The sequence below is a fragment of the Flavobacterium columnare NBRC 100251 = ATCC 23463 genome (genome assembly GCF_002530675.1).
Taxonomy (GTDB): domain Bacteria; phylum Bacteroidota; class Bacteroidia; order Flavobacteriales; family Flavobacteriaceae; genus Flavobacterium; species Flavobacterium columnare.
Genome location: NZ_PCMX01000019.1, coordinates 1 through 17426, shown reverse-complemented (window position 1 = coordinate 17426; position 17426 = coordinate 1). Strand labels below are relative to the sequence as shown.

Annotated in this window: 16 protein-coding genes; 6 read left to right on the top strand and 10 right to left on the bottom strand. The window is 31.5% G+C overall.

Translation table 11 applies throughout. The features are described from left to right. Together rpsG and rpsL are read right to left on the bottom strand one after the other, a co-directional pair. The gene (gene rpsG, locus B0A78_RS03665; RefSeq protein WP_014166288.1) at positions 1–477 is read right to left on the bottom strand and encodes a 30S ribosomal protein S7; all 477 of its coding nucleotides are present in this window, start codon (positions 475–477) and stop codon (positions 1–3) included. Between the two features lie 113 nt (positions 478–590). After that, positions 591–971, bottom strand: coding sequence for a 30S ribosomal protein S12 (rpsL, locus tag B0A78_RS03660; protein WP_014166289.1), 381 nt, complete (start codon positions 969–971; stop codon positions 591–593). A 170-nt stretch (positions 972–1141) separates the two neighbouring features. On the opposite strand from rpsL, the gene B0A78_RS03655 reads away from it, so the two are divergent. The 4 genes from B0A78_RS03655 to rlmB all read left to right on the top strand — a co-directional run bounded on the left by B0A78_RS03655 (position 1142) and on the right by rlmB (position 8368). After that, positions 1142–2788, top strand: coding sequence for a hypothetical protein (locus B0A78_RS03655; RefSeq protein ID WP_014166290.1), 1647 nt, complete (start codon positions 1142–1144; stop codon positions 2786–2788). An 82-nt stretch (positions 2789–2870) separates the two neighbouring features. Beyond that, positions 2871–6083 (top strand): SusC/RagA family TonB-linked outer membrane protein, encoded by a 3213-nt coding sequence (locus B0A78_RS03650; RefSeq protein WP_041253270.1) that lies wholly within the window; start codon positions 2871–2873, stop codon positions 6081–6083. 3 nt (positions 6084–6086) lie between these two features. Then, on the top strand, positions 6087–7562 hold the full coding sequence (locus B0A78_RS03645; protein ID WP_014166292.1) for a SusD/RagB family nutrient-binding outer membrane lipoprotein: 1476 nt from the start codon (positions 6087–6089) through the stop codon (positions 7560–7562). 65 nt (positions 7563–7627) lie between these two features. Further along, positions 7628–8368 (top strand): 23S rRNA (guanosine(2251)-2'-O)-methyltransferase RlmB, encoded by a 741-nt coding sequence (gene rlmB, locus B0A78_RS03640; RefSeq protein WP_014166293.1) that lies wholly within the window; start codon positions 7628–7630, stop codon positions 8366–8368. Between the two features lie 46 nt (positions 8369–8414). Here rlmB and B0A78_RS03635 read toward each other — a convergent pair whose 3' ends face one another. Continuing rightward, positions 8415–9185, bottom strand: coding sequence for a rhomboid family intramembrane serine protease (locus B0A78_RS03635; protein WP_014166294.1), 771 nt, complete (start codon positions 9183–9185; stop codon positions 8415–8417). A 159-nt stretch (positions 9186–9344) separates the two neighbouring features. Here B0A78_RS03635 and B0A78_RS03630 point away from each other — a divergent pair, with 159 nt between their 5' ends. Beyond that, positions 9345–10622 (top strand): replication-associated recombination protein A, encoded by a 1278-nt coding sequence (locus tag B0A78_RS03630; RefSeq protein ID WP_014166295.1) that lies wholly within the window; start codon positions 9345–9347, stop codon positions 10620–10622. An 81-nt stretch (positions 10623–10703) separates the two neighbouring features. Here B0A78_RS03630 and B0A78_RS03625 read toward each other — a convergent pair whose 3' ends face one another. After that, on the bottom strand, positions 10704–11645 hold the full coding sequence (locus B0A78_RS03625; RefSeq protein WP_106425335.1) for a C1 family peptidase: 942 nt from the start codon (positions 11643–11645) through the stop codon (positions 10704–10706). 190 nt (positions 11646–11835) lie between these two features. Here B0A78_RS03625 and B0A78_RS03620 point away from each other — a divergent pair, with 190 nt between their 5' ends. Further along, positions 11836–12678 (top strand): hypothetical protein, encoded by an 843-nt coding sequence (locus B0A78_RS03620; RefSeq protein WP_014166297.1) that lies wholly within the window; start codon positions 11836–11838, stop codon positions 12676–12678. Between the two features lie 146 nt (positions 12679–12824). Here B0A78_RS03620 and B0A78_RS03615 read toward each other — a convergent pair whose 3' ends face one another. The 6 genes from B0A78_RS03615 to radC form a co-directional block, all read right to left on the bottom strand. After that, positions 12825–13535, bottom strand: coding sequence for a hypothetical protein (locus tag B0A78_RS03615; RefSeq protein ID WP_102135400.1), 711 nt, complete (start codon positions 13533–13535; stop codon positions 12825–12827). A 2-nt stretch (positions 13536–13537) separates the two neighbouring features. Beyond that, complete coding sequence (locus B0A78_RS03610; RefSeq protein WP_097609396.1) at positions 13538–14227, bottom strand: YjjG family noncanonical pyrimidine nucleotidase; 690 nt, start codon at positions 14225–14227, stop codon at positions 13538–13540. Between the two features lie 148 nt (positions 14228–14375). Next, positions 14376–14843 carry a hypothetical protein gene (locus B0A78_RS03605; RefSeq protein ID WP_014166300.1) on the bottom strand — a complete coding sequence of 156 codons (468 nt, stop codon included), beginning with the start codon at positions 14841–14843 and terminating at the stop codon, positions 14376–14378. Beyond that, entirely contained in the window at positions 14836–16032 is a 1197-nt protein-coding gene (locus B0A78_RS03600) for an ABC transporter permease (RefSeq protein ID WP_065213072.1), read from the bottom strand. Before B0A78_RS03600 ends, B0A78_RS03605 begins: the two co-directional genes overlap by 8 nt. Further along, complete coding sequence (locus tag B0A78_RS03595; RefSeq protein WP_014166302.1) at positions 16029–16658, bottom strand: ABC transporter ATP-binding protein; 630 nt, start codon at positions 16656–16658, stop codon at positions 16029–16031. The genes B0A78_RS03600 and B0A78_RS03595 overlap by 4 nt, the downstream gene beginning before the upstream one ends. Further along, positions 16659–17336, bottom strand: a complete 678-nt coding sequence (gene radC, locus B0A78_RS03590) for a RadC family protein (protein ID WP_014166303.1) — start codon at positions 17334–17336, stop codon at positions 16659–16661. It lies immediately after the preceding gene. Between the last annotated feature and the right edge of the window lie 90 nt (positions 17337–17426).

Here is a 17426-nt window from a genome sequence, read left to right as displayed (position 1 = left end):
TTAAAATCTAAAGTGAGAGAATGCTTTGTTAGCTTCCGCCATTTTATGAGTATCCATTCTTTTCTTAACAGCAGCACCTTCTTCTTTAGCAGCAGCTAAAATTTCAGACGCTAAACGAGCTGCCATAGATTTCTCATTTCTTCTTCTTGCGTAAAGAATTAACCATTTCATCGACATAGAAATTTTTCTATCTGGACGAATAGGCATTGGAATTTGGAATGTAGCACCACCTACACGACGAGAACGTACTTCTACGTGAGGCATAACATTAGTTAAAGCGTCTTTCCAAATTTCTAACGCTGATTTTTCAGCATCTTGCTTTTTAGTTTCAACGATTTCTAATGCATCGTAGAATACTGCAAAAGCAGTCGATTTTTTACCATCCCACATTAAGTTGTTCACGAAACGTGTTACTAATTGATCGTTAAATTTTGGATCTGGTAAAAGAGGTCTTTTTTTGGCCTGTCTTTTTCTCATTTCTTTTTTGTTACTTTTTTAAAGTTTAAAGTTCAAAGCTCAAAGCTTAAAGCTACCCGCTATTCACTAGTTACTTTTTGCTTTTCACCACTCACTCTTTACTTAATTAAAAATTACTTTTTGTCTTTAGGGCGTTTAGCACCATATTTAGATCTTCTTTGTAAACGACCGTTCACTCCGGCTGTATCCAAAGCACCACGTACGATGTGGTATCTAACTCCTGGTAAATCTTTTACCCTTCCACCTCTAACTAATACTATCGAGTGCTCTTGCAGATTGTGTCCTTCACCTGGGATGTAAGCATTTACTTCATTACCATTAGTCAAACGCACACGCGCAACTTTACGCATTGCTGAGTTTGGCTTTTTAGGCGTAGTAGTATACACACGCGTACAAACCCCTCTTCTTTGAGGACAAGAATCTAAAGCAGCCGATTTACTCTTCTTAGTTAATTTGGCTCTTCCAGTTCTTACTAATTGTTGAATTGTTGGCATAATTAATACTAAATTATTTACTAGTTTATAAAAACCCGCTATTTACGGGGTTGCAAATGTATAGATTATTTTTCAAAAAACAAACTCTAAATAATTAATTTCCAGCACAGTTATTTTAACCACAATTAAAGTTATTTTTTTTACGTTATTTTTACCCAAAATATAAACTCTTGAAACAACTTATCCTACTTATCCTGTATTTTACCCTATCTCAAAAAAATTGGGGACAATATTTAGTTTTAAAAACTGAAGGAAATTCTATCCACGAAAGCAAAATAATAGACTCCCTATCTTCCTACAAAAGACATCCCAACCTCACTTCTTTAAACAAAGAAATAAGTCAGATTGCAAAAAAATTAACCGAAAAAGGATACATAGAACAAACAACAGTCATTAATCAAAAGATAAATGACAGCACCTACTACATTAGATACAAATTAGGGGATTGCATCCAAAAAATCCATATTTTTTTAGGAACTTACAAAAATCTATTAGAAAACGATCAAGATACCTTAAAAATAGATTTTAAAAACATAAACGATCAATTTCTAAAGTTCACCATAACTCTAGAAAAAAAAGGCTACCCTCTTAGCCAAATAAGACTTTCCAATATAAATAAAAGAGGTAAAAATTTAGTATCTGAAATTATTATCACTAAAGACCCAGAAAGAACCATCAACCAAATTAATATAAACGGCTATCCCAACTTCCCTAAAAACCATCTAAACATTATACTCAAGCATCACAAAAAAAGGATTTTCAACGACAATGAATTAAAAAAAATCAACAATGATTTCAAAAAGCTTCCTTTCTGCAAAATCACAAAAGAAGCAGAAATTCTTTTTACAAAAGACTCTACAACAATTTATACATACCTCGAAAAACAAAAGAGAAACACTTTTGACGGATATATAGGCTTTACCTCCCTCAAAAACAATCTAAAACTCAATGGCTATTTAGATTTCAAACTATTAAACACTCTAAACTGGGGAGAAAAATTTAACATCTACTGGAAAGACAACGGAGAACAACAGAGCGTTTTCAATTTAAACACAGAAATACCTTACCTCTTCAAAACCCCATTAATAGTAAAAGGGGAATTAAGTATTTTCAAACAAGACTCTATCTTTCAAAAAACAAAATCCGAAATCGAATTAGGATACTTATTAAACTATAATACTCGTTGGTACATAGGATACCAAGAAACAGAATCAAGCGATATACAAAACTCAGACTTAAAAACACTGACAGACTATAAAAATTTTTTTTACACTTTTAGCTTCCATCACCTAAATTATAATTCAAACGAAATTCCTTTTTTTGAAAAAACAAATTTCATCCTTAAAATAGGAACAGGAAGAAGAAACACCTCTAAATCTATACCACAATTTTTTACATTAGCTGAACTATCGCATCTATTCTATTTGAACGACAAAAACAGTCTGTTCGTTAAAAGTCAAAATTATTACCTAAAAAGTTCCGATTACCTAACCAACGAACTATTTCAATTTGGTGGCATTAATTCAATCAGAGGATTTAACGACAACAGTCTTCAAACCAATTTATTAACTTCAATACTCTCAGAATACAGATACAAAATTAACAACCATTTCTACCTGCATAGCATTATAGATTACGCATATACTGAAAACATAATTTCAAACACAAAAAGCAACCTAAAAAGCTTAGGAGTAGGCTTTTATTTAGTCAACAAAAAAAGCACCATACATCTACAATATAGCAATGGAACCAGTAACAAGAAGGGGTTCAATAGTAGAAATTCCATTTTTCACATAAATTTATTGTTTATATTATAGCAATTATAAAAAAAACATAAAAAAAAAATAAACTTTAAATTTTATTTCATATATTTGCATGAACTAATCAATTAATTATTTTATGAGATCAAAATTTAAATGGATTTACACACTACTAATAGTGTTGACGGTTCAGTTTTCTTTTGCACAAGAGAAAACTATTACTGGAGTGGTAACAGATGCTTCTGGGCCACTACCTGGAGTTAATGTTTTAGTAAAAGGTACGCAACGCGGATCTTCTACTGGATTTGATGGTAAATACAGCATTAAAGCAAAAGAAGGTGAAACTTTAATCTTCTCATTCATGGGAATGAAAGAAATTGCAAAAACGGTTGGAGCTTCTAATGTAATGAATACTGTTATGCAAAATGATTCTAAAGTATTAGGGGAGGTAGTTGTAACTGCCCAAGGCATCTCTAGAGAAAAAAAATCACTAGGCTACTCCACACAAAAACTTGATGCTGCAACTATTAATCAAGTCCCAACGAATAATTTCATAAATAATTTATCTGGAAAGGTTGCTGGTTTGGAAATCCGAAACAACTCTAACTTTGGCGGTTCTAGTAATATTGTTTTAAGAGGTACAAAAAGTTTAACGGGTAATAATCAAGCATTAATTATAATCGACGGAGTACCTATTAACAACGCTAATTTAAACGACTCAGACACAGCAAGCGGAAGACAAGGTTTTGATTTTGGAAACTCTGCTTCTGACATAGACCCTAATAACATAGAATCCATTAATGTACTTAAGGGAACTTCTGCTACTGCTCTATATGGGAGTGAAGCAGCAAATGGAGCTATTATCATTACAACAAAAAAAGGAAAAAAAAGAACCGCATTAGGAATTAGCCTAAGTTCAACATTATCTATATCAAATGCTAATAAGCAAACTTTACCAACATACCAAAAAGAATATGGAGGAGGTTACGCTGGTGAAGGCAGTAACTATACCGCTGATATTTTTGGCAATCCTAATGCTATAGTAAGTTCAACAGGAGATGATGCTTCTTACGGAAATGCCTTCAATCCTAACCAATTGGTATACCAATGGAATTCATTTGTAATAGGAAACCCCAACTATGGAAAAGCTACTCCCTGGGTAGCTGCTTCAAATGACCCTAACAGCTTCTTCAGAACAGCTTTTTCTACTGTAAATAATATTAATTTCAATGGAGGAGATGAAAAATCTGCTTATAATTTCTCATACACAAACAACAACGAAACTGGAATTTTACCAAACAGTAGTTTGAATAAAAATTCGATCAATGGTAGCTTCTCAAGAGATTTCACAAATAAATTAAAATCAAATACTTTCATTACATTTACTGATCAAAGTACAAAAGGTAGAAATGCTACAGGTTATGGAGATAACATCATAACAGGATTTAGACAATGGTGGCCAGTTAACGTAGATATAAAAGAACTAGAAAAGGAGTATTTCAGAACAAAACAAAACACTACTTGGAATCAAATAGACCCTACAAATGGTGACTTAAGACCTAATTTTTGGAATAACCCCTACTGGGATAGATATGAAAACTACGAAACAGACACAAGGACACGAGTATTAACAGGCAGTAGCCTTAGTTATGATATTTCAAAAAATTTTAATATTCTGGGTAGAGCTACATTAGAATACTCTTATGACAATCAAGAACTAAGAAAAGCAATAGGAAGTCATGCTGAAAACTTTGGCATAACTGGAGGTAATGCTTCTTCTGGTTATAGTATTTTCACAAGAGACTTCTTACAACAAACTTATGACTTAATAGCTACTTATAAATTTAATATAAGTAAAGATTTTGGCACAAGAATTTTAGGAGGCTACACATTTAAAAAAGCGAACTCAAGAAGTCTATTTGGCTCAACTACAGGAGGTCTTGCAAAACCTTACTTGTATTCATTACAAAATTCCAATGTATTTCTTGCCCCGATTCAATCAGAACTAAAATATGAAAAAAGTGGAATCTACACCCAAGGCACATTAGATTATAAAAAAATAATTTACCTAGAAGGAACAGTACGTCATGATGAGAGTACAGCTTTATTGGGAGCAGAAAATAAATACAATTACTTTTCTGTTGGAACAAGTTTGATATTATCTGAAATAATCAAAAAAGACTGGTTAAATCTAGCTAAACTAAGAGTAAATTATGCTGAAGTAGGTAACGATTTAGCTTTTGGAAGATTAGGCTCACGTGCTTTTAACGGAATTATAGATGGAAATCCTTTATTTGGTAATTCTACAACTTATTACGAACAAGAAAAATTAAAACCCGAAGTTCAAAGATCAATAGAAACTGGACTAGAACTAGGATTATACGATAGATTCAATCTAGACTTATCATTTTATAAAACCAATATTACTAATCAAATATTCAACGTCCCACAAAGTGGAGCAACTGGCTTTTCAGCTGCACGAATTAATGCAGGAGAAATGGAAAACAAAGGAATTGAGATTGCCTTATCAGGAAGTATTGTGAAAAGTCAAAAGTTTTCTTGGGAAGTTGGAATAAATTGGTCTAAAAACATAAACACTGTTAAATCTTTAAATCAAGGAAGAGACAATTTACTTTTAGCAAACTTTCAAGGAGGCGTATCTTTAAATGCAACTGTAGGCGAAGCTTATGGCACATTAAGAGGAACAGACTATGTATATGACGCTAATGGCAACAAAGTTGTAGGTTCAAACGGATTTTATTTAACACAAAACAACAAAGTCCTTGGAACAATACAAGCCGATTGGATAGGAGGTTTAAATAATAAAGTTCGTTATAATGATTTTTCCTTAAACTTTTTAATTGATGTAAAAAAAGGAGGTAGTGTTTATTCTTTAGACCAAGCATATGGACAAGAAACAGGTATATATCCTGAAACAACAGGATTAAATCATCTAGGAGTACCAGTAAGAAGCGCAAATAATGGAGGTATTATACTACCTGGAGTCTTAGAAAACGGACAACCTAACAATATCATAGCAGATGCATCTTCATCAGGAGGGACGGCCTTTAGCACTGACACTAATCCAAATAAAGCTTATATTTACGATGCTTCATACATTAAATTGAGAGAAGTTGGATTAACATATAACTTGCCTAATAAATACATCGAAAAATTAGATCTTTCTAGTATTAGCTTTAGTTTATTAGGAAGTAATTTATGGATAATACATAAAAATACGCCATACAGTGATCCTGAAGCAGGTTCTTCAGCTGGAAACATTCAAGGATTTCAATCAGGTGTAATGCCAGCAATTAAAACATATTCATTTAACATGAAAATCAACTTCTAAGAAATGAAAAAAACGATAATAAAATTAACAGCAATTTCATCATTATTAATAACAAGCTGTATAAGCGAAGATTTAAATTTTAATGATGATAGTAAAAAAGCTTATGATGTTTCCGCTGAATCATTATTAAGCAATTCTCAAAAAGGCATATCTGATCAGTTAGCATCTCCTAGCGTTAACGAAAATGTTTTTAGGTATTTTTCGCAATATTGGGCAGCTACATTATATACTGCAGAATCCAGATATAACCTAATAAACCGAAATATCCCTGGTTTTCACTGGAATAATTTATACAGAGATGTATTAGGAAATTTAAAATCCGCAGAAGAGGTCATTCAAAACGAAATAAAACCTGATAAAACACCAGCTACTGACTGGGCAAAGATACAAACAAATAAAAAAGCAATAATTGAAATTTTAAGAGTTTATACTTATCAAAATTTAGTTGATACTTTTGGAAACGTACCATATACTGAATCATTAAAAAACCAAGCTAACATCTTACCGAAATACGATGATGCAGCAACAATATACTCAGATTTGATAAACAGATTAAATAATGCAATTAACAATCTGGATTTACAATCTGAAAGCTTTAAAAGTGGTGATTTAGTATACAATGGAAATGTTGAAAAATGGTTTAAATTCGCAAATTCTTTAAAAGTAAAATTGGGTATAAACTTAAGCGATTTCAATCCAGCTTTATCTAAACAAACAGTAGAAACAGCAGTAGCTGGAGGTTTAATAATATCTAACAACGATAACGCCTTGTTTAAGTATTCACCATCTGCTCCTACGTATAATCCCATTTATGACAATTTAGTAGCCAGCAATAGAAATGATTTTGTCCCTGCAAAAACAATTGTTGACTACATGAATTCTCTTACGGATCCTAGAAGGAATGTATTTTTTACTAAATTGGAAAATAATTATGTAGGTGGTATTTATGGAGCTCAAAATGCTAATCCATACGCAACTTCCTATTCTCATATTGGTGACTTAATCAAAAAATCAGATGCTTTTGGAGTTCTTATTGACGCAGCTGAAATCAATTTCTTATTAGCTGAAGCAGCTGAAAGAGGTTATACAGTTGGAAATAATGCTGGATATTATTATAATAACGCTATTACAGCATCAATGACTTATTGGAATATTCCTCCTGCTGACATTAACACTTACTTGTCTCAACCTACAATTAACTACACAACTGCCACTGGTAGTTGGAAAGAAAAAATAGGTATGCAAGCTTGGATAGCTATGTATAATAGAGGTTTTGAATCTTGGACTTTCTACAGAAGATTAGATTATCCTATATTAAAAGCTCCTACAAGAGCAGTAGCAGCGGCAGACAAAAAAGTACCTGTTAGATATACGTACCCTATATCTGAATCAACAATAAATGGTTCTAATTACTCACAGGCAGCTGAGGCCATTGGTGGTGACAAATTATACACTAAAATTTTCTGGGATAAAAACTAAAAACCTTCAAAAATGAAATAAAAACCACCAAGAAATTCTTGGTGGTTTTTTTATATCTTTGCCTTATGGAAAAAGACAACCAAATTTTCGGAATCAGAGCCATCCTTGAGGCTATACATGCAAAAAAAGAAATAGATAAAGTTTTTGTTCAAAAAGATGCACAAGGAGACTTGATGCAAGAATTACTCAAAACTTTAAAGAAAAACAATATCAATTTTAGTTACGTCCCTATTGAAAAGTTAAATCGTTTAACGTCAAACAATCACCAAGGAGCTGTTGCTACCATTGCGCCTATTTCTTTTGTTAGCTTAGAAAATTTGGTAGAAAGAATAATGGAAAACAAAAAAACGCCCCTTTTCCTAATCTTAGACCAATTAAGCGATGCGCGTAATTTTGGTGCGATTATCCGTACTGCGGAATGTACAGGTGTAGATGGTATCATTGTACAAAAACAAGGTTCCGCACCTGTAAATGGCGACACAGTAAAAACATCGGCTGGTGCCGTGTTCAATATTCCTATTTGCAAAGTTGATCATATTAAAGATGCTGTCTTCTACCTTCAAGGTTCAGGTATCAAAACAGTAGCTGCTACTGAAAAAACAGACAATAATATTTACGATATTGACTTAAAAGAACCACTTGCTATTATTATGGGAAGCGAGGATAAGGGGGTAAACCCATCTGTTTTAAAAATTGTTGACGAAAAAGCTAAATTACCTATGTTTGGCACCATTTCTTCATTGAACGTTTCTGTGGCATGCGGTGCTTTCTTATATGAAACAGTAAGACAAAGATGGGAAATCTAAGATATATTCATTATCTAGAACCACCCTTTTTTAAGCTTATAATTAATTATAGATCATTGCCTGGTGTTTCATCGGGCTTTTTCATTTCATAAATAACAGGAAGATTTGAAACGAAATAAACCCACTTTTCTAATTCTATTTGACGCATTTTAGAGCTCGAAATAAATTTCCCCTCCTCATCAAAATGTTTCATAAAAGGATCTTTTTTAAAATCATAATTTGGTTCTTGCCAATCGTATAACAAAGGTTTTTGATATACTGGCGCATTATACAGCCAACTAAAAACCACCCCTACCACAAAACCCGATAAATGGGCTTCCCAAGAAATATGCTCTTCTGCACTTGGAAAAATATACCAAACCATCCCTCCATATAACAAAATTATCGTAAAAGACAAAGCTACTAATCTATAATATCCCGTTTGAAGTCCTTTAAAAAAAATAAAAGAAGCCAAAACATACACTAACCCACTTGCTCCTATGTGGTAATTTTCTCTACCTATCAACCAAGTTCCTAATCCTGATAAAAGCAACCCTATCCACAAAACCTGAAAAGAATGTTCCCTATAAAAATAACGCAAACAGGCTAGCAAAAACAGCAAAGGCAAAGAATTGTTGAACAAATGCCCTATATCGCCATGTAAAAAAGGACTAAACAAAACACCTCTTAACCCCGCCAAACTTCGGGGATAAATTCCATATTCGGTTAGATTTATTTTAAATTCCTTTTCTACCCAAAAAACAATCCAAAGACACAAAACAAAATACAAAGGTAATAATACCACCGATGGCGTAAATCTAAATTCATTTTCATTCATATCTCTAAATTCTATTATTACAAACCATACAATAATTCTTTATTAATCTGTCTTTTTAATATACTCCTATTACAGTCCATTTTATTTAAAATCTTTATCAAAAAAAGATCCAAAACTGTTTTAATGATTTTTTGTCAGAAATAGTTAATTTTACTTCCTATGAAAACACCACTAGCAGAAAGAATACGTCCTAAATCTTTAGAGGAATATATCAGCCAGTCCCACTTAGTAGGCGACCAAGGCTCCTTGACCCATCAAATTAAGAACGGCATCATCCCTTCTCTAATTTTATGGGGGCCTCCTGGCACAGGGAAAACCACTTTGGCCCAAATTATTGCTCAAAATAGTAATCGCCCTTTTTATGAGTTGAGTGCTATCAATTCGGGGGTAAAAGAAGTGCGAGAAGTTATTGATAAGGCCAAACAAAGTGGTGGATTATTCACCGCTAAAAACCCTATTTTATTCATTGATGAGATTCATCGTTTTAGTAAATCGCAACAAGATTCTTTACTGGGGGCAGTCGAAAAAGGGTGGGTAACCCTTATAGGGGCAACAACCGAAAATCCAAGTTTTGAAGTAATCCCCGCTTTGCTGTCACGCTGTCAGGTGTATATCTTAAATCCTTTTACCAAAAACGATTTAGAAGCCCTACTCTATCGTGCTATAACTAATGATATCTTTTTAAAAGAAAAAAACATTGAGTTACTAGAAACTGAAGCCTTGTTACGTTTATCAGGTGGAGATGGAAGAAAACTGTTAAATACTTTTGAGCTTATCATTAATGCCACTAACGAATCTCTCATTACAATTACCAACGAAAAAGTGATGCAACTGGTTCAAAAAAATACTGTTTTGTATGACAAGACAGGAGAGCAACATTATGATATCGTCTCTGCTTTTATAAAATCTATAAGAGGGAGTGATCCTAATGGCGCTGTGTATTGGTTAGCAAGAATGATTGAAGGTGGTGAAGATGTAAAATTCATTGCAAGGCGTATGTTAATCTTAGCTAGTGAAGACATCGGAAATGCAAATCCTACCGCACTAATAATGGCCAATAACACTTTTCAAGCAGTTACTACAATAGGATATCCTGAAAGCCGAATTATATTAAGTCAATGTGCTATTTATTTAGCAACCTCAGCAAAAAGCAATGCTAGCTATATAGCTATAGGAAAAGCACAACAAATAGTAAAACAAACAGGAGACTTACCCGTTCCTTTACATTTGAGGAATGCTCCCACTAAGCTCATGAGAGAATTAGGATATGGAGAAGAATACAAATATTCCCACGATTACGCAAATAATTTTGCCGAACAAGAATATCTTCCTGAAACTATTTCGGCGACTAAATTTTACGAACCAGCCGATAATGCTCGAGAAAGAGAATTGAGACAATTCTTAAAAAACAGATGGAAAGAAAAATATGATTATTAAAAAACTGCTTTAGAATATAAACTATTTAATAGTTAAATCTAAAGCAGTAAACTACTCAATAATTTTTAATATATCACATTATTATTCTAATGATTGCAGTTTTTCTGTTTTAACTTCAGGAAACATAATGGCAGCCCATTTAAAAGCTCCTTGTTTTATTGCATCATAAGTTACATAAAAGTATCCTTGACGCCCCCATGATCTACCCCATGAATTCTGAACTTTAAACTGTTTAGTAACATCATTATATCCTACTATACATACACAGTGTCCCCCATTTCTTTTCCCATATACAGAATTCCAAACGTAATTATTTCTGGAAATTGCTTGAAAAGATTCATTATAATCAAAACAAGCTGGTACTGGATAATTTTTACTTAAATAATATTTAATATCTTCTACACTAGTTGCTGATATATTCTTCCAAGAACTTATCTTTCGTTCTCTAGCATACTCTAATTGTTTAGCTGATGGCATTGTAAAACAACCTCCTTCAACATAAGGCATCTGATCTGCACCACACTCTCCTTTTTGTTTTAAAAGATTCATAGCGTCGTCAGGGTAAGATCCTTTAATGCAATCTGATATTTTAATCTGATTGTATACAAATGCCGCACTTCTAGATGCACTTCTCCAATTTCTATTATGAACAGGATTATTAATATATCTTGTCATACTATGCGCTGCATAACCTATTCCCCATCCAACACACGAGCCTTCTTTTCCTTGATTTCCTACTGGCATAGCTGGTAATTCAAAAGTAGCAGGCATTGCAACGGATCTCATCGTAGAAAGACTTACATCAGGACGATACATTCTTAAATTGCTTTCATATTCTTGGGGGGTTAACGGGTCTATTGATTTCAAATAAGATTCCGCAAATTCTGGCACCCCTAATTTCGATAATTCTTCACTTTTCTCATTTACATCTAATTTATCTGTTTGACAAGAGCCAAACAAAAAGATAGAAGCCAAGACATAAATCGACTTCCTGAAATTTTTAAAAAAATTTTTCTTGCTCATATTTAACATTTTATAGGTTAATAACAATGCAAATAAAAGAAGAACTATACGATTTAAAAAAACAGAAACTGAACATAAACTTACCATAAACTACCTACAAATCAAAAAATTACTCAACGTAAGACTATGTATACATAAATATATTATTTTTACAAAACAACCTTATAATCCAACCAAAAAAATTAAGAATATGAAAGAGATAGTAGAAATATTAATCTTTTCGATTTTAAAAGACCCAAAGATTACTAATAGCTTTTTAAACAATACTAAACACTGGAAAAGAGCCCATTACGTTTATCTTTCAGAAATTATTGAATTTGAATTAAAAAAAACCAACTTAATTAACGAAAAGAAAAAAATAGAAATTGGTACAACTATATCTGCTACAACTTTAAAAAGAGTTTTTGAAATTGACAAAAACAAGGTCTACACAGATGATATTCGGTTTATTAAAACCTTGGATAAATTAGCTATTTTTCTAGGATTTCAAAGTCTTGATGATTTTATCAAAAAAAAAACAAATCCTAACTTTATTAATTCTGACAAAAACAACAAGGATATAATAAAAAAAATAGAAATTGAAAACTCTATTTCAGAAAGTACGCTTTACAATATTATTAAAAATTATTGTTATATTGAGTTAGATTCTATAAAAAGAATACCTAATTTTGAAATGGAAGAATTTTATAATGTTTTGGATATTCAAAGTCCTATTTTAAAAAGAATTACACGAAATTTAAACGAGTTAGTAGAACAAGGATATATTTTTCACAAAGAAAACAATCATTCTAATTATGAAATTTTCAACTTTAGAACTATTACAATAGAAGAAAAAACAGCAATAATTTCAACCAATGAATACTGGAATTTAACTCTTACTAATCGCAACGGAACAAATACACAAATAGTAAATTTTGCGAATGAACAAGTCTATTTCATAAAAAAGATAAACGATAATTGGAAAATATGGGATAACTTCAATCCTTATAGTGACAAGATTATTGAAAACATAAAAGAACGTTCAAAATTATAATTTTAAGGAAGACTATTTTTAAAAAAAATAAACAATTGTTTGTTTGTTTTTAATCTAGTCAACTAAAAGGAGAAATATGAGACTGTTTCTCCTTATATCGAATCAACAAAGTATCGTTTGCTTTTACTTCTTAATAGAAATCTTTTTTAAAAACTAATATCTATTCTTTCGGTATTAACTCTTTCTTCTTCTATACATTCAAAAATCCAAGTATTATCCTTTTGAACGACTACTCCACTACGTTTTTTAAAAGAAGTCAAAAAAACGGAAGGAGTAGATGTTTTAAACAGTATTAAACTTTCACCTGTCAACTTATCAATTACTTTATAAAACAGCTCTGTTTTTACGGTCACTACTTTGGTTTCTGTAATGTCTTCCTTATTCATTTCCTTTAATTTTGCCTGAATGATTTCATCATCAAAATCCTTGCCTGAAAATTTATAGTTTGCTTTACCAAACGAATTTAAAGCATCAATAGTTGCTAAATTATACCCTATAGCTATGTCTTTTTCTCGATTTTCCCCTAAATCAGTTGTAAATAAAACATTTCCTTTACAATCTTTAAATTCAAATTTAATTCTAGTTGAAAAAATAGTATTTTGTTCAATTGCATTTACAAAAAGTTTATTGCAATTATAATCTAAAAAATCTTCTGGTAATTTTTCGTTAGACACGTATGCTTCAATTCCTTTTTGTTTTAGATACATTTTAACCGTTGTATTAATTCGGTATTGATTATCTTCATTTTGAAATGAAAATTTTGAGGGTATTAAAGCTATTTTATAATCATTTAACGACTGTCCTAAACTAGTTAACGAAAATAAACTCATTAACCCCATAATTAACCTTTTATTCATTTTTAAAATATATTTTTTAATTCAATTAAAGTATTGATTTGGTAGACTTTTTCTCCCACATATTGATAATTTGGATTAAAAAAAATAGCTTCAATACCAAATTTTAAAGCTCCCTCAACATCTGCTTGAATGCAATCTCCTATCATAATACTTTCTTCTTTTTTAGCGCCTGCTTTTTCTAATGCGTATTCATAAATTCCTTTATGTGGTTTTTTTACACCTACTAACTCTGAATTAGTAAGTGTATTAAAAAAACGATAAATACCTGAACTTTGCATTTTTTTTAATTGTACACCAGCAAATCCGTTTGTTATAATATGTAAATTATATTTTGGATAAAGATATTCAAGTACTTCAAGACATCCTTCTATTAAAAAATTACTATTGGATAAATGAGTCATGTAATCTTCAGAAATTGCGTGGATTAATTCATTTGAAACAAACACCCCTAACTGATCAAATGTTTCTTTTAATCTCCTATAACGTAATTCTTCATGTGTTATCATATCTATTTGATACAATTTCCAACATGCTTGATTAATTGGATTATAGATTTTAATAAAATCATAAACATCCAATTTTGGAAATAAGGGTTCTAAAATTAGTTCAAAGGTTTTTTTAGAATTTTCATCAAAATCCCAAAGTGTGTGATCTAAATCAAAAAAAATATGTTGTATATGGTTGTATTTCAAAATGGTTTTTTATTGCTTTTTGTAGATATTAAATCAATCATAATGAACAACAATGGTTCGTAATTTGATCATTCTAATGTATTGGTTATGATAAGACCTTTAATTATACTAATTTACTTAATTAGCTATCAAACAGTTAAAAAGAGGGTTACTCTCCTTTTAAGATAACTACATCTATTAAATTATACATCCAATTATCAACATCTGTCTCGTTAATTTTGAGTGTTCCTAATATAGTTACATATTGATCTGTACGAAGTTTTTTCTTTCCTTCTTTGAATTTTAAACCTGCAATGGTTTCAGGTCCTGCTTTTCCACAAAAGAAACAAGAAGCAAATACATTTTTACTGATAGCGTAATTTACATTATCAATGGGTACAATAAATCCTGATATAACAACCTTCTTATTGTTTCTCATCTTAATTTCTGGACTGATCACTGGATAATCAATCATTCCGTAATCCTTATGCTGTTTTTTAACAAATTTTATATACCCTAACTTCTTCCAAGTCAAAGTATCATTCGTTACCATTGTTTTTTGAAACGGTTTATTTGTCTTATTAAAACTTACTAGGCTCAAACTCGTCAAAGTAATAAATACAATCCATTTACGCATTTGCTAATGTTTTTGATAAATTCATTTTATAAGCTTTAAAAGCAGGAAGTACAGCTGAAATAACGCCTAATAACAAGGTTATTAACAACAAAAGACCTTCTTTTATCCAAATAATTTCAAAGGCATTAAATGTCATTTTAAAATCCTCTTCTGAAAGTTTAGAAATCATTTGTAAAGCAAATCTACCAATTATTGTTCCAAAACAAAAGCCTATTAGGCATAAAAACACACTTTCTAACAAAACTAACGCCATCAATTGTCTTCTGGTTGCCCCTTGCAAACGTAATAAAGCGAACTCATATTTACGTTCTTTCAAGCGATTGTAGAGCGTTATAAAGATACTGAGTCCTGAGATTATCATAATACCGTATCCTAAATAAGATAATGCTTTTATTCCAACACCAAATAAGGTAAATAATCTATTAATTTCAATTGCAGGAGAAACGACTTGCATTTTCGTATTAGATGAAATCATCCGTGGCCACATCATAATAGCCATTTTATTCCTAAATTTCAACAATACTGAAGTTATTTCTTTAGACTCGTAATGATCGTGTTCCTCGCCCAGATGATTTCTTTCCTTGTGTACATTCCAAACACTTTCTATACTACATAATATCAAATTATCAATTATTTTCCCTGTAGGTTGCAATAAGCCAATAACTTTAAAAGGTTTTGTTTCATGTTTTTCACCTTCTTTTGCATCGCCGTGTGTACTATAGAAAGTATTTCCTACTTTTAAATTCATTTTTTGAGCAACGGTAGAACCTATAACTACTTCAAAATCGGCTGAAAATTCTTTTCCTTCAATGAATTGGGCATCAAATTTTTTTAGATAATCTTCTGTAGTTCCCACAATCTTATAACCATTATAATTATCTCCAAAAGCCAATGGAATTGCTTTTTGTACAAAAGGATGACGCATCCAGACTTTTGCTGAATCATAATCAATATTACCTGTAGGAGCATCTATTTGATACACGGAGGACAAGACTAGCTGTAAAGGACTTCCTTGGGCTCCTAACACCAAATCTACATTGTCTGCATTAGATGAAAATTGTTCTTCAAATTGTTTTTCTAGTAGTACTAAAAGCGTCATAATTGCTACACTACTAGCTAAAAGTATACTACTCAAAAAAGTATTCAAGGGTTTAAACCAGATATTTCGCCATGCTAATTTTGCTATCATACCAATCGAATTTGATTTACAAAACGTTCTTTTAATCGAGCATCATGTGTAACCACTACCATGGCTGTTTTGTATTCTTTTGCTATATTTTCTAATAAATTGGCTACAATAATTGCATTTTCATCATCTAAACTCGAAGTAGGTTCATCTGCTAAAATTACTTTCGGTTCATTTATTAAAGCCCTTGCAATAGACACACGTTGCTGTTGTCCTACACTCAATTGATAAGGTTTTTTATAAAGATGTTCTTCTAACCCTAAGTCTTTTAAAATTTCTTTCGCTTTAAGACTTCCTGTTTCCCCTTTTCCTAAATAGGACGCTGTTAATACATTTTCTAATACATTTAACGATTCGATAAAATAATTTTGCTGTAAAACAACTCCTATATATTTCCCTCTAAAACGATCTCTTTGAGCTTCATTTAAGGATTGTAAAGCATGATTATTTATCAAAATTTCACCTGATTCAGGTAAGAGTAGTCCTCCTAGTAAATGCAATAACGTAGTCTTCCCTACTCCTGAATTCCCTGTAAGCAATAGTACTTGAGAAGGCAAACAGTTAAAATCAGGAAATCGAAAAGTTTTATAATCAGAATAGCTATACTGTAATTTTTTGATTTGTATCATTTATAACAGATTTTCATCGGCAAAGCTAAAGTACGCCTTTTCTGTTATTATTAGATGATCTAAAACCAAAATATCTAAATGTTTTCCTGCTTCTATTATCTTTTCAGTGAGTTTTATATCTGCACTACTAGGACTAAGTTTTCCCGACGGATGATTATGTAACAAGATGATACCTGTAGCAAAATATTCAAATGCTAATTTATAAACTAATCGAGTATCTACAAGAGTTCCTGTAATACCTCCTTTACTAATTTGTGTTTTATAAATTAGTTTATTGGAATTGTTTAAAAATAATACCCAAAATTCTTCATGAGGTAATTCTCCTACAATAGGCTGCATTAATGAATACACTTGGGCACTTGATGTGATTTTCAAAAATTCCCCCATACTTTCTTCCTTGCGTCTACGTCCTAATTCTAATGCAGCAGCTATAGACAGAGCCTTTGCTTGTCCCACTCCTTTAAACTCTATGAGTTGTTGAATAGAAAATTTTCCAAGTTGATTGAGATTATTGTTTGCAGAAGCTAAAATACGTTGACAAAGTTGCACAGCACTTTCATTACGAGACCCTGAACCAATAAGAATAGCGAGTAATTCAGAATCAGATAAAGCTATTTTTCCTTTAGTCAAGAACTTTTCACGTGGTCGATCATCTTTGGCCCACTGCTTAATTGGCATATACATATTTAATTGGCTTTTAACAAGTTACAAGTTAATATCTTTTTTTTAAAAAACCACACTTCAAATATTATTTTTATTTATTCTAAA